Source organism: Acinetobacter sp. 40AMC3-4, assembly GCF_049898185.1.
Classification (GTDB): domain Bacteria; phylum Pseudomonadota; class Gammaproteobacteria; order Pseudomonadales; family Moraxellaceae; genus Acinetobacter.
This window is the reverse complement of sequence record NZ_JAFCXG010000002.1, coordinates 72,182-85,122: the sequence shown is the minus strand read 5'-3', so window position 1 is coordinate 85,122 and position 12,941 is coordinate 72,182. Positions and strand designations below refer to the sequence as shown.

12 protein-coding genes are annotated in these 12,941 nt (G+C 43.6%); 2 read left to right on the top strand and 10 right to left on the bottom strand.

Going from position 1 to position 12,941, the window contains the following annotated elements:
- Positions 1 to 117: 117 nt before the first annotated feature.
- From tolA to ACP7BU_RS03075, 5 genes are all read right to left on the bottom strand, one after another.
- Positions 118 to 1,461, bottom strand: a complete 1,344-nt coding sequence (gene tolA, locus ACP7BU_RS03095) for a cell envelope integrity protein TolA (protein WP_425878886.1) — start codon at positions 1,459 to 1,461, stop codon at positions 118 to 120.
- A 3-nt stretch (positions 1,462 to 1,464) separates the two neighbouring features.
- Positions 1,465 to 1,914, bottom strand: a complete 450-nt coding sequence (gene tolR / locus ACP7BU_RS03090) for a protein TolR (RefSeq protein WP_005103851.1) — start codon at positions 1,912 to 1,914, stop codon at positions 1,465 to 1,467.
- The gene (gene tolQ, locus ACP7BU_RS03085; RefSeq protein WP_425878888.1) at positions 1,914 to 2,612 is read right to left on the bottom strand and encodes a protein TolQ; all 699 of its coding nucleotides are present in this window, start codon (positions 2,610 to 2,612) and stop codon (positions 1,914 to 1,916) included. Before tolQ ends, tolR begins: the two co-directional genes overlap by 1 nt.
- Before the next feature lie 27 nt (positions 2,613 to 2,639).
- Positions 2,640 to 3,047: a tol-pal system-associated acyl-CoA thioesterase gene (gene ybgC, locus ACP7BU_RS03080; protein ID WP_004645668.1), complete on the bottom strand. Its 408-nt coding sequence runs from the start codon at positions 3,045 to 3,047 to the stop codon at positions 2,640 to 2,642.
- Positions 3,048 to 3,314: 267 nt separating this feature from the next.
- A complete protein-coding gene (locus tag ACP7BU_RS03075; protein ID WP_425878968.1) occupies positions 3,315 to 4,658 on the bottom strand; it encodes an amidohydrolase in 1,344 nt (447 codons plus the stop codon).
- A gap of 380 nt (positions 4,659 to 5,038) precedes the next feature.
- Between ACP7BU_RS03075 and ACP7BU_RS03070 the strand changes: the two genes are divergently transcribed.
- Together ACP7BU_RS03070 and ACP7BU_RS03065 are read left to right on the top strand one after the other, a co-directional pair.
- The gene (locus ACP7BU_RS03070) at positions 5,039 to 6,268 is read left to right on the top strand and encodes an acetamidase/formamidase family protein (protein ID WP_425878891.1); all 1,230 of its coding nucleotides are present in this window, start codon (positions 5,039 to 5,041) and stop codon (positions 6,266 to 6,268) included.
- Positions 6,269 to 6,409: 141 nt separating this feature from the next.
- Positions 6,410 to 7,075: a hypothetical protein gene (locus ACP7BU_RS03065; protein ID WP_425878893.1), complete on the top strand. Its 666-nt coding sequence runs from the start codon at positions 6,410 to 6,412 to the stop codon at positions 7,073 to 7,075.
- A 21-nt stretch (positions 7,076 to 7,096) separates the two neighbouring features.
- Here ACP7BU_RS03065 and ruvB read toward each other — a convergent pair whose 3' ends face one another.
- From ruvB to ACP7BU_RS03040, 5 genes are all read right to left on the bottom strand, one after another.
- A complete protein-coding gene (ruvB, locus tag ACP7BU_RS03060) occupies positions 7,097 to 8,098 on the bottom strand; it encodes a Holliday junction branch migration DNA helicase RuvB (RefSeq protein WP_148334615.1) in 1,002 nt (333 codons plus the stop codon).
- 335 nt (positions 8,099 to 8,433) lie between these two features.
- A complete protein-coding gene (ruvA, locus tag ACP7BU_RS03055) occupies positions 8,434 to 9,036 on the bottom strand; it encodes a Holliday junction branch migration protein RuvA (protein WP_004645662.1) in 603 nt (200 codons plus the stop codon).
- A gap of 117 nt (positions 9,037 to 9,153) precedes the next feature.
- Positions 9,154 to 10,494 (bottom strand): deoxyguanosinetriphosphate triphosphohydrolase, encoded by a 1,341-nt coding sequence (locus tag ACP7BU_RS03050; protein WP_005103835.1) that lies wholly within the window; start codon positions 10,492 to 10,494, stop codon positions 9,154 to 9,156.
- 195 nt (positions 10,495 to 10,689) lie between these two features.
- Positions 10,690 to 10,821, bottom strand: a complete 132-nt coding sequence (locus tag ACP7BU_RS03045) for a putative transporter small subunit (RefSeq protein ID WP_004645659.1) — start codon at positions 10,819 to 10,821, stop codon at positions 10,690 to 10,692.
- Positions 10,822 to 10,832: 11 nt separating this feature from the next.
- On the bottom strand, positions 10,833 to 12,470 hold the full coding sequence (locus ACP7BU_RS03040) for a sodium:solute symporter family transporter (RefSeq protein ID WP_004279102.1): 1,638 nt from the start codon (positions 12,468 to 12,470) through the stop codon (positions 10,833 to 10,835).
- Between the last annotated feature and the right edge of the window lie 471 nt (positions 12,471 to 12,941).

The window sequence follows — 12,941 nt, the reverse complement described above, 5'->3', positions numbered from 1 at the left end:
TTTATGACCAAACTGTTATGACACTGTGAAAAGTGAATGTTATTTAATCAATTTAAAGTGAAGTTTAGCTTAAAAAATAAAAGCCATCACAATATTATTTATGTGATGGCTCCGTTTTTATTGCGCAGTAAAGGTTGAAGTAAAGCTTCGTGCTTCACGGCGTGCATCTGGATCGGATGGCATTGGATAAGGTGCTGCAGCACGGACTGCAGCTTCTACACTGGCTTTCATGTCTGAATCACTTGAATTCACAATGACCGAGACCACACCGCCATTATCATTCAGGGTTACACGTGCAGTGGCACGCTGGCCTGATGATCCGACTGGTGTATCCCAGGCGCGTTTGATTTTGTTTTCAAAATCGCGCTTCGCAGTGGATGCAATCCGTTTTGATTCCGCTTTTTTCTGTGCAGCTTCTTCAGCAGCCTGTTTCGCGGCTGAAGCTTTGGCATCTGCATCAGCTCTGGCTTTTGCTTCGGCATCTGCTTTGCGCTTGGCATCTGCATCAGATTTGGCCTTAGCATCGGCATCTGCCTTGCGTTTGGCATCAGCGTCGGCTTTTGCTTTAGCCGCTGCATCGGCTTTAGCTTTCGCATCAGCGTCCGCTTTGCGTTTCGCCTCTGCATCATTTTTAGCCTTGGCTGCCGCGTCTGCTTTAGCTTTCGCATCAGCGTCCGCTTTGCGTTTCGCCTCTGCATCATTTTTAGCCTTGGCTGCCGCGTCTGCTTTAGCTTTCGCATCAGCGTCTGCTTTACGTTTCGCCGCTGCATCATTATTGGCTTTTGCTGCCGCATCTGCCTTTGCTTTAGCAGCAGCTTCAGCCTTACGTTTAGCATCAGCCTCTGCTTTGGCTTTTGTGGCAGCATCCGCTTTTTGCTTGGCAGCTAAGTCAGCTTTTTTCTGTGCTTCCAGTTTGGCTTTTTGAGCAGCATCGGCTTTGCGCTGTGCATTTAGTTCAGCTTGACGTGCAGCTTCGGCTTCCGCCTTTGATTTTTGCGCTGCATCCGCTTTGGCTTTGGCTGCTGCTTGTTTGGCCTGTTCAGCGGCTTGGGCACGTTTTGCTGCTTCCGCTGCTTGCTGCGCAGCCTTGGCTTGTGCTGCCTCTGCCGCTTTCAGTTCCTGCTGGGCTTTTTGTGTATCGACTTTAGGTGCAGGTGGAGCAGGAGGTGTGGCAGGCGCCGTCGTTGGAACCACTGGAGCAGGTTCTATACTGGGTTCAGCAGTCTGGGTAATTTCTTCTGCGACATTTTTATGTGCAGTTTCCTCAAATTCGGTTTCTTCGCGAGTCACCGGTTTAAGGTCTTCTGGCTTGATCAGAACGGTTTTGATCTGTTTTGGCGGTTCAGGGGGATTACTCATGCCCAGATAAAGTAAGCCCACCAAAGCCACTGCATGGATGCCTAAGGTGAATCCAAGTGCGATGGCTTTTTTCTGAAATGGTGGCTTTTTATAGTCTTTCATACTTTATTCTAATGGCTTGGTCAGTAAACCGACTTGAGAAAGGCCAGCATCCTGCAGGCTGGACATCAAGGCCATGACATCGCCATAAGGACGAGTATTGTGGCCATTGATTACGACATTCAGCACCTTGTTGTCATTTTGCGCCTGGGTTTGGGCATCAACAAGCGTACGCGTCAATTCTTCCAATGTGACTGGGCCAGTCGCCTGATTTTTATATTCTAGATAATATGAACCATCTTCTTTCAGTGTGACGATGGTGGGGGCGTCCTTGGATTCGATCGGCAATCCATTGGCCTGAGGCAAGTCAACCTTAATGCCGCTGGTAATCATCGGGGCAGTGACCATAAAGATTACCAGCAGTACCAGCATGACATCGATATACGGCACCACATTCATGTCACTTTTTAGTGGCTTTTTAATACGCTGAAAGCGTCCTGAACCTTGAATCGCCATTAGTCTTTGTCCTGAGTTACGCCCACAGACTGACGTTGTAATAGCGCCACCATTTCTTCAGCAAACAGCGCACGGTCAGAGTAGACCGTTTCACCTTTGGCCGTAAAATGGTTGAAAGCCAATACAGCTGGAATGGCTGCGAACAGACCAATCGCAGTTGCAATCAAGGCTTCGGCAATACCGGGTGCGACCGTCGCCAAAGTCACCTGATCAACATCTGCCAGGCCAATAAAGGCGTTCATGATGCCCCAGACTGTACCGAACAGACCGACATAAGGCGCGACCGAACCAATACTTGCCAAAGCGCCCAGACCTTGTTCCAGATGACCTTGGTCACGGCTTAAACCGACACGCAAAATACGCTCTGTTCCTTCAATCGACTGGGCAGTTGGCGCATGGCGTTTTTTCAATTTCAGGAACTCGCCCAGACTCTGATAGAAAATATCTTCAAGGCCGGTACGTTTAGAATTGAGTTGTGCATTGTTATACAGAGTATTTAACTCAGCGCCAGACCAGAAGATTTTCTGGAAATGTTCATCATCGGCCTGGGCTTTTTTATAACTCATATAGAGCCTGGCAATCAGATACCAGCTATATATTGAGGCTAACAGGAGAGAAAGCATCACCAGTTGTACGACAGGGCTTGCTTGTAAAATAAGATCTGAAACTTGAAGAGATGATTCTAACTGAGTCGCCATAGTTGTTACGTGTGCCAATAAATTTTTTTAGTCTTGTTCCAATTCTTTTTGAATTAGTTCGCGGATTTCATCCGGGAGTCGACGTGGTCGCATCTCTGCACTGATACATGCCAACTCAACTTCACCTGATGCAAGCATGATTTCACCACGATAAATATTTTGTTGCAATACAAATGATGAAGCTTTACATGAAATGACACGTGCCGTAACAGTAATTAAATCATCCATCAGGATCGGACGCATGTATTTGACATTAATTTTATGCACCACAAAATTGTAGTCTGTCTGATGCCAGTAATGGCTCACTCCAGCGGCACGTAACCATTCGGTACGGGTACGTTCCATATAGCGAATATGATTGGCGTGATAGACAATGCCACCCGCATCAGTATCTTCAATATAAACGCGGATATTGAATTCAAAGTGATTCGCCATAGTTTTGTTCCATGCAGATTTTCGAAATTTTTGCTTGTTTTTAGATGCAGGAAAGGGATTAGAGTTTGCCGGATTCCTGCCAACAGTCAAGCAATTTAGCGGTTCAAAGTTTAGCATTGTGAGTCTTGAGACCAATGGCACAAGGTGTCAAATCTGGAGAGAAGTCACTAAGATGAAGTACTGAGCGCTTAACAGCTCATTTATAAAACAGCAGCAGATACTAAAATGCGCGAGTCCTTGGAGCCGCGCATTTTTAGTAATAGAAGATTAGCCTTTATTTTTCTGTTTCCAGTTGGCCTGAACCTGCTCAGCTACTTTTGGATAGTCCAGAATAAAACGGACATGGCTTTCGACACCGGTTTTCAAGGTCGCATCATCGACAATGAAATTCGGGTTGTGATTCGGTGCGGCTTTTGCCGGATCCTGATCTGCTGGTGTGGCACCAACAAAAACGAAGAGCGATGGCATGAGCTGGCCATAATAAGCAAAATCTTCACTGGCGCTGGCATTGTTGTCTAAAACATGCAATTTATCTTCATCATGCACGCTCGCCAAGGTTGGGCGCATCAATTCAGTCAAGGTTTTATCATTGGTGGTCACTGGTGCATAAGGTGCAATTTCGACTTTCACCTTAACGTCATTGGCTGCGGCATTGTGTTCCAGCATTTTCGGCAAGTCTTTTAAAATGCCCTGACGTACATCTTCACTATTGGAACGAATAGTCCCGACCATATTGACCTGATCTGGAATGACGTTACCGGTAGTGCCGCCCTGAATACTGCCAATACTGACCACACCCATCCCTTTGGTCAGGTCGGCTTTACGGCTGATCAGGCTTTGTAAATTGGTCACCATCTGGGCAGAGGCATAAATCGGGTCTTTACCTGCCCAAGGCATGGAGCCATGTACCTGACTGCCATTCACCTGAATACGTAAATGATCGGCACTATTCAAAATCGCACCATCTTTGTAGAAGATATTGCCACTTGGCATGCCTGCCATGACATGCATCCCGAAAATCACTTCAGGTTTTGGATTGTTCAAGGCACCGTCGGCAATCATTTTGCGTGAGCCAATCTGATCGCCATGAGTGAAGTTATCGATATCTGCACCGCCTTCTTCAGCCGGCTGGAATACGAATACCACTGTCCCCGCAATTTTATCTTTATTGGCGGCCAGAACTTTGGCTGCACCCAATAACATCGCAGTATGTGCATCATGTCCACAGGCATGCATCACATAAGATTCTTTGCCTTGATAAATGGCTTTTTGTTTGCTGGCAAAAGACACCGGTGCTGTTTCCTTAATTGGCAAGGCATCCATATCTGCACGTAAGGCCATCACAGGGCCGGGTTTTGCACCTTTTAATACACCGATTACACCGGTTTTGGCATAGCCTTTACGTACTTCAATGCCGTAGGATTTTAATTCTTTCTGGACCAGCTCCGAGGTTTTGAATTCCATGTTGCCTAGTTCAGGATGCTGGTGGATATGCTGGCGTAATTTGATGGTGTGTGCTTCAGCAGCGTGTACAGAATCATCAATCCAGTCAGCCAGGCTGAATTGGCTGCAGAAAAGAAGAGGGAGACAAAGGGATATCTGCTTATACATATTCATACTTCGGGAGAACCTTAAGAATTTGAAATGGTTAAAGTGATTCTTTAGGATGGCATACTGATCTAATTTCGATCAAAACTCTCTAAGTATTTTTTGATACTTTAAAGGTATTCTAGATGTTAATAGCTGTTCTCAAAGAGCTTTATTTGTTCTTTTGCATTGTAAAAATATGTATCTAAATTGATTTTTTATATTTATAAGGTATGAGAATGATAAAAATTACCACATGAAAAAGGATCGGGGAAAAGAAAAAACGATTCCATTTATATCAATAACTCGGATGAAGTGAAGATTTTTTAAACCTCTTCAAATAATTTTGGCACTTAGATTGCATTCACTCTTCCGTAATATTTTTTATGACGGAAATTAAACACATGTTAAAACCTTTGGCTTTATCTCTGGCAGTGGCTTCAAGCTTAAGTTTTATTTCGACAAGCCTATGGGCTGAAGAGTTTAAGATACTGAAACAGCTGGAAAATAAACCAACATTACTCAAAAGTGGTGAATATAAAGGTCATTATTATGTGCCGAGTACCTTGAATACGATTACGTGGGGTTATCTGCCAAATAAAGATGCAAAACCTGTTTTGACTATCCCTTCAGGTAGCACAGTTACTTTCGATACAGTTTCGCATGAAGGGTTGCTAGAAGATCAGGGCCGCAATGCAGAGAAATATTTCACATCAAAAGGTGTCAAGCCTGAACATGTATTGGACGAAGCCAAGCTGATCACAAATTCCAAATTAAAACATGATTTCCATAAAGATGGACCACACATTATTACCGGGCCTGTCTATGTAGAAGGGGCGATGCCGGGCGATATTCTAAAGGTGGAGATTTTAAAAGTTGAACCGCGTGTACCTTATGGCGTGATTTCAAACCGTCATGGCAAAGGTACTTTACCCGAATTCCCGAAATGTCAGAAACATGAGCATGCATCTCCAGCCAATCCTGAGGCTTATGGCAATGTGTCCATTTTTACCCCAATTGAGAAAAATGCTGATGGCGTATGGGAAGGCGTTTTAAAAACTGAATCTGGTAAAGCGATTCGTTTCCCGCTTAATCCGTTTATGGGCACGATGGGTGTTGCACCAAATACCAGCGAGCCTGTGCATTCTGTGCCACCATCATTTTATGGCGGGAATATCGACATCAATGAATTAGGAGCAGGGGCTACGGCCTATTATCCTGTACAGGTGCCAGGTGCTTTGTTCTATACAGGTGATAGTCACTTTGTACAAGGTGATGGTGAGGTGGCTTTAACTGCCTTGGAAGGTTCGGCACGTGCGACTTTAAAATTCACTTTACTTAAATCTGGCAAGGATAAAATTCCAGGTGCAGAGATTAAACAGCCGCTGGCTGAAAATGCTGAATTCTGGATTACGCCGGGTCTGGATGAAGACTTAGATGAAGCCATGCGTAAATCCACCCGTGAAGCGATCCGTTTTCTGGTCAATGAATATGGCATTTCTGAAGAAATTGCTTATGCCTACTTAAGTGCTGCGACTGACTTTGAAGTGTCACAAGTGGTCGATCGAACCAAAGGTATTCATGCCATGATTCGTAAAGCGGATTTTAAGGAGTTTAAAAAAGACGCGAAATAATTTTTGAATAAAACTTAGAAAAATAGGTTTGTGCTTTTGCCAACTGATTTAGACATGGTCAGTTGGCTTTTTCTTTTGTAAGCGGCTGAAACTGTTTAGTATGTAAGAAATAAATAATCAAATTAAAATATGTGGGGAAACGTGCAAGAACAACAAACTCAAGCTGTGGTTTTACAGCAGCCAAAAGATCAGAAAGTGTATTTAGATGTGCAACATTCGACAGATTGGGTAGTGGCAGCTTCAATTTTTGTATCAGGTATAATTAGTTTTATAGGGTTTTTAATAACAGTATATATTGTAAGAAAGTCAACAGAGACTCAAATTATATCTAATCAGAAACTTATTAACAGCCAAGAATCCCAGAGAATGCTAGAAATTCATATAGCATTTATCAAAAAAGGATTAGATAAAGTTTCTGAAAATTCATCTAAATTAGTTCTTCTACTTAGTAATTGGTCCTATAAATATGGGATGATTAATCAGTATATTTTGCAAGAAAAGCAAAAAAATAATGCGTATAAGTATGATGCCGATTCATGGGCTTGTTCTGAAATAGTGCTTTTAGACGAAATATTTGAGCAAATTAGGTTAAATATTGCTGAACTTTCATTTTCATTGAATTTATTGGAAGTTGATGCTGATTTAATAAATAAAATTGATGAAATTGAAACCCGAATATTTTCATTAGTTAAAGAAATTAACAGTACGAATTCTTTTAAAAATGTTCAGGATTTATTTATAGACAGCAAGAAAATTAAATATGATTTAGAAAGGAACTTAATTAACTGTATGAAAAAAGCAGCCTAAGCTGCTTTTTTTAAATTACTTCTATTTTGGCTCAGGCGGTGCCATCCCAAACTGCAAATACGCCATATTGGTGGCAATACGACCACGTGCAGTTCGCATTACATAACCTTGCTGAATCAGGTAAGGCTCAATGACATCCTCCAACGTACCAGAATCTTCTGCCATGGCTGCTGCCAAGGCTTCTACGCCAGCAGGACCACCATCAAAACGCTCAAGCAACATTGACAAGTAACGACGATCGAGTGTGTCTAAACCATCTTTATCGACTTTGAGCATGTCCAAAGCACGTTGGGCCATATCCTGATTGATTTCCCCCGTTCCTTTGACCTGAGCGTAATCACGAACTCGACGTAACAATCGGTTAGCAATACGCGGTGTACCTCGTGAGCGACGGGCAATTTCTTTTGCGCCATCTCCAGTCATCGGTACATCCATCAAGTTGGCTGAACGTTTGACAATGTGGGTTAAATCTTCAACCGAATAAAACTCTAAACGCTGTACGATTCCGAAACGGTCACGCAGCGGAGAGGTGAGTAGACCGGCACGTGTGGTGGCTGCTACCAAGGTAAATGGAGGTAAATCCAGTTTAATCGAGCGCGCAGCAGGGCCTTCACCAATCATGATATCGAGTTGATAATCTTCCATCGCCGGATACAGGATTTCTTCAATCACGGGTGAAAGACGGTGAATCTCGTCAATAAACAGGACATCGCCTTCTTCCAGATTCGTTAGCATCGCTGCCAAATCACCAGCACGTTCTAGTACCGGGCCAGAAGTTGACTTGAGATTGCCACCCATTTCTCGGGCAATAATATTGGCCAATGTCGTTTTACCCAGACCTGGTGGGCCAAAGATCAGGGTGTGATCGAGGGCTTCTTCACGGCCACGGGCTGCACCAATGAAAATTTCCATTTGCTCGCGGACCACCGGCTGACCGATATAGTCATCGAGGGAAGTCGGGCGGATGGCACGATCAAAATGATCTTCGGGTTTTTCAGAACCACTGATGAGACGGTCTTGCATAACGTTTATATACCAATGTTTTAGTGATCCTTTGAGCTGGTAATTTTGACACGGCCTCAAATATGGATCTGAATCCTAAGATTTTCGCCTAGGCGAGGAATTGAATTTTTGCAGAGTCTTTCCAATCAGATTTATATCTGAGTATTAACCTGCGGTTCGCCTTACTTTTGTTTCGGCAAAAGTAAGCAAAACCACCGTCATTCGCAAAACTCGTCGAATATTGATTCTTATCGAATATATCGCAGAAATATTTAACTATAAATGTCTCCTGCCTCAAACAGTTGCGAATGACTTTTACGCGTATCAGACTTTATCCTGTAACTTGGATATCATCTCTATTTATTCATCGACTTCAACGCTGCGCGGATAATATCGCTGGCTTCTGTAAATTCACCTTTGGCGGCATTAACTAGCTTCTGCGCTTCAATTGGTTTATAGCCAAGAGATTGTAATGCAGCTTCCGCTTCAGCCACGGCTGAATTGCCCATAAACTGAATCTGTGGTGCAGTAGAGTTGCTTGGTGCAGCATCTGAAGCCATGGCTTTAAAGCGGTCACGCAATTCAATCATCAGGCGTTCAGCAGTCTTTTTACCCACCCCCGGAACTTTGACCAGAGTGTTGATATCTTCATGTTCAACGGTGTGGATCAGCATTTCCACACTTAAAGTGGAAAGAATACCAAGCGCCATTTTCGGACCAACGCCGTTCACCTTTAATAAGGTACGGAAAATGGTTTTTTCCTGCGCATTGATAAAGCCATAAAGTAACTGGGCATCTTCACGAACAGCCAGATGGGTCCACAGAGTAATTTTCTGACCTTTTTGCAACTGGCAGAAAGTGGTTAAAGGGGTATCAATCTCATAACCTACGCCGTTCACATTTAATAAAACAGTCGGTGCTTCCAGCGCCAGCACTTCCCCAATCAGGCATCCAATCATTTTTTATACATACTCAAATTTAATACAGGCATAGTAGTCAGCATTTTCGATAAAGGCAAAACTCTATCATTCAAATCCAGTGATTTTGCTGAGATTATCATCAAGCGTTCGTTCGCATTAGAGTAACCCGGCTTTATTGCCATGCAGTTCCTGCGCCAGATTATAGGCCTGATGATCAGAAAACTTGGAGACAATATCCAGCACCTGCATAATGTTGTCATAATGATCAGCACTAAACTGCGCACCCGAACGTTTTAAAATGGCCATTAAACGCTGTTCTTTAAAGCTTAAAGTTTTGTGCGGCGTGGTCAGTGGAATAAAGGCATCCAGAATCGTTTGTAAACTTTGATGCGCGATAATTTCCAGACCGGCTTTTTGCGGATGTTCGAAGATCTTGTCTCGCGCCAGTTCTTTGGCCCGGTTAATGCCAATCTCAATGTCGGCACTGCAATAACCCAGCAATGAGCCTTGCAGTTGGCCCATTAGAATTTCCTGCTGATGTCGGGCAAAGGCCGTGGTGACTTCATCTACCAGACGTTTCATGACCCGGCCACGTAAGGCGGCAATTTTTTGTTGCCAGGTGGTATTAGGCAGATTGATTTCTTCAGGCGTGCCATATTCACCCAGCAAGTTCAGGAAAACTGGCTCGACTTCGGCATAACTGAGCATATTCAGGCTAATACCATCTTCCAGATCAATCAGGGCATAACAGATATCATCCGCAGCTTCTAAAAGATAGGTCAGCGGATGACGACAATAATGATATTCACCGAGCTGAATCAAACCCAACTGTTCAGCAATTTCCTGCAAAATCTCTTTTTCAGACTGGTAACAACCAAATTTTGGACGTCGACTGGCCGGGGTGTTACCAGTCGGGTCAATGGCCTCAGAGAGCCATGGGTATTTAAGATAGGCACCAAGTGTGGCATAAGTCAGGCGCATGCCGCCATCATAGGGATGGTAATCGATCTTGGTCAGCAGGCGCAGGCCTTGGGCATTGCCTTCAAACTGGCGTACATCGGCTTCCTGTTCAGGACTCAAATCTTTTAAAAAGTCGGTATGTGATGCATCGTCAAACCATTCCCGAATGGCGTATTCACCGGCATGACCAAAAGGCGGGTTGCCAATATCATGTGCCAGACAGGCAGCCTGAATGATGGCGCCAACATCAGCCGGAGAAATCCAGGCAGGTAAATTATCTTTGATTTTCTCTGCAGCCAGCATACCGAGTGAACGGCCAATACAGGAGACTTCCAGTGAGTGGGTTAAACGGGTATGAATGCCATCATGCTGGGTCAATGGATGGACTTGGGTTTTGCGGTTTAACTGCCGGAAGCTTTGCGAAAAAATAATACGGTCATAATCTTTATGAAACGGGCTTCGTGCCAGTTCAGTGCTCTGCTTTTTACTACCAATCCGAACTGTCGAAAGCAGTTCTAACCAACGCATTTGAGTCATTTATCATTATTCAGTGATCCACTATTTGCATCATGCCAAAAAACTAGCTCCTGCACTAGGGCAGTGCGACATGAATTGTCATGCTCCCTATTGTTATTTTAGTCAGCTGGAAAAGACTGAGAATTAAAAATCGAAATCATCAAATGAACAATAAAAAGCAGACTCAATAGCCTGCTTTTTGTTTAGGATGAAGAATCAAATTAGCTCTTCGCCATTTTTCTTGGCCTGTTGTGTGTCTTTATAGACATTCAGACAAATCGTGAACAAGACCAGGCTTGCCACCAAAGGCCAAAAAAGTACATATAGAGTCAATAATTGACTTGTCATCTGAAATCTCCTTATTTACTTTTCTCAGATAGCTGGTGAAATTCAATCACCATCTTGTTGATTTGTTTAAAATCAAATCGTTCTTTACTGTAGACCAGCGTCAACACCGTACATACCAGTGCACTACTGCCATAAGCTGTTAGTGAGCTTAACAAGGTGCCGTATTCACGCAAGAAACCGATGGTCCATGGCATGAAGCCAATACTGGCCAATATGCCAACGACCAGACCCACTTTCTTGCCAAAGAAACCAAAGGTCATCAGACCCAGCACCACACCAATCCCCAGGGTCGCAACGAGTTCAAAGCCAAGTGCGATCAATCCCTGAATCGGAAGCCATTCAAAACGTACTATCAGAAAGCTGAAAAATGCGAGGCCCACTGACCAGTTAAAGGCCCGGGCATTCACCTTGTCCCAATACAGACTAACAATTACCGGGAATACAATAGAGCCCCAAAGCGCACCCACAAAAATCAGCATCGACAAAATGTCAAACTTTAAGGTGGCAATCACAATTCCAAGCATGGTGGCAACGATCATGGTCATACGGCCAATGAATAGCATTTTCTTTGGATCAGGGCTGTTTTTCGCAATCTGTTTGCCATAAATGTCCGTCATGACAATCGCAGACAGGGCAGACAGATCCGAGTCAGCGGTAGAAGACAATGCTCCAATCACCATGATGAATAACAGCGCGACCATAAATGGAGAAAGATAAGTCGCTGCCATTTGCGGAATCAGGTTATTCAGGTTGCCATCAATGGGCTGAATACCTGCAAATAGTGCCAATAACCCCAGCATGCCTAGACCAATAACAATTGCAGCATAACCAATGGTTGCAGTGATAAAACTCGGTTTGATCAGGTCTTCACGGACTGCAAACAGGCGCTGGGCAATGGTCTGATTACCAATCGCGTAGGCCAATACGGCAACAAAAAATGGTGCACCTTGTTCCAGAAAGGCTGTTTTAGAGAAAAAATCCAGCTGTTCCGGCTGCAGGTGATGAATCCCGCTTTGAAACAGGGAAGGTCCACCTAAGGTGAAGAACAAGGTTGGAATAATGATCACAGCCGCGACAATCATCGCCACCAGTTGACCAAAATCGGTAAACACCGAAGAACGGAAGCCCGACCAGAGGGTATAGGACAGCACACCGATACCGGTAATCAGCACGCCATGGATAAAGCTTAAAGGAGATAAAATCTCAACCAGTGCCCCAGCGGCGGTAAAGTTCACCATCAGGCTGATCACGCTGCCCACAATATTGGAACCTGCCAGAATCATCTGGCTTTGGTTGCCATGCCGGGCATGCATAATTTCTGCCAAGGTGTGGGCATTAGGCGCCAGTTCACGAAAGCGCTTGCCAAAGGGATAGATAAATAAAATCATCAGCGCACCCCACAAACCATAGTGTAGGGCACCGGAAACGCCGTATGTATATCCGGATGAAGCTGCTGCATAAAACGAGGCGGCCCAGATCCAGGTGGCGGTCATACTGGCCGCAGACATTCCAAATCCGATGGAGCCATTCGAGACCATGTAGCCATCAACATTTTCATTTTTCTGTTTAATACGTAACGATAGTAAAAAAGTGATGCCATAGAAAAGCACCATCAATAGTACAGTTGCTGTACTAGTGAATTGAAACATACATACTCCTTAAGCGGGTCACCTTTTGTTTTTGAAAATTAAATCATTGGTGACAGATTAAGGCTCTAAAATAGACAGAGCAGTGAAGCTATAGAACATCAAAAAATTAGTGTCCGAATATAGAATTTATATTCATCTCTACAGCAGAAAGGAAAAACCATTGCCAGGCTCAGAATTTGGACAATTCCTCAGCAATTCGGCTAGAGCTTAACATAAAATCATCAAATTTACTGATGAAGTGTCTATTTGGTAAGATTCTTAGCTGATATAGACGTGTGGGCCTGTTATTCTGTTAGTTGAATAAAAAAGAAAATTTTCTATATTTTTTCAGCAATTACAAATATTTATTTTAAACTTTTCGAGTTAAATAAAACCTGAGAATACGGATTAAATAAAAAAGGTAACAAAATTTTATTATTAATCATTTCTTCATTATTTTTTTATATAAGCCTCATAATTCCTGGTAAATTT

Excerpts from the sequence above, each read along its gene's own strand:
- ybgC (WP_004645668.1), bottom strand. The coding sequence starts at position 3,047 with ATGGCGAATCACTTTGAATTCAATATCCGCGTTTATATTGAAGATACT.
- ACP7BU_RS03070 (WP_425878891.1), top strand. The coding sequence starts at position 5,039 with ATGTTAAAACCTTTGGCTTTATCTCTGGCAGTGGCTTCAAGCTTAAGT.
- ACP7BU_RS03075 (WP_425878968.1), bottom strand. The coding sequence starts at position 4,658 with ATGTATAAGCAGATATCCCTTTGTCTCCCTCTTCTTTTCTGCAGCCAA.
- tolR (WP_005103851.1), bottom strand. The coding sequence starts at position 1,914 with ATGGCGATTCAAGGTTCAGGACGCTTTCAGCGTATTAAAAAGCCACTA.
- ACP7BU_RS03050 (WP_005103835.1), bottom strand. The coding sequence starts at position 10,494 with ATGACTCAAATGCGTTGGTTAGAACTGCTTTCGACAGTTCGGATTGGT.
- ruvA (WP_004645662.1), bottom strand. The coding sequence starts at position 9,036 with ATGATTGGATGCCTGATTGGGGAAGTGCTGGCGCTGGAAGCACCGACT.
- tolA (WP_425878886.1), bottom strand. The coding sequence starts at position 1,461 with ATGAAAGACTATAAAAAGCCACCATTTCAGAAAAAAGCCATCGCACTT.
- ruvB (WP_148334615.1), bottom strand. The coding sequence starts at position 8,098 with ATGCAAGACCGTCTCATCAGTGGTTCTGAAAAACCCGAAGATCATTTT.
- ACP7BU_RS03040 (WP_004279102.1), bottom strand. The coding sequence starts at position 12,470 with ATGTTTCAATTCACTAGTACAGCAACTGTACTATTGATGGTGCTTTTC.
- tolQ (WP_425878888.1), bottom strand. The coding sequence starts at position 2,612 with ATGGCGACTCAGTTAGAATCATCTCTTCAAGTTTCAGATCTTATTTTA.
- ACP7BU_RS03045 (WP_004645659.1), bottom strand. The coding sequence starts at position 10,821 with ATGACAAGTCAATTATTGACTCTATATGTACTTTTTTGGCCTTTGGTG.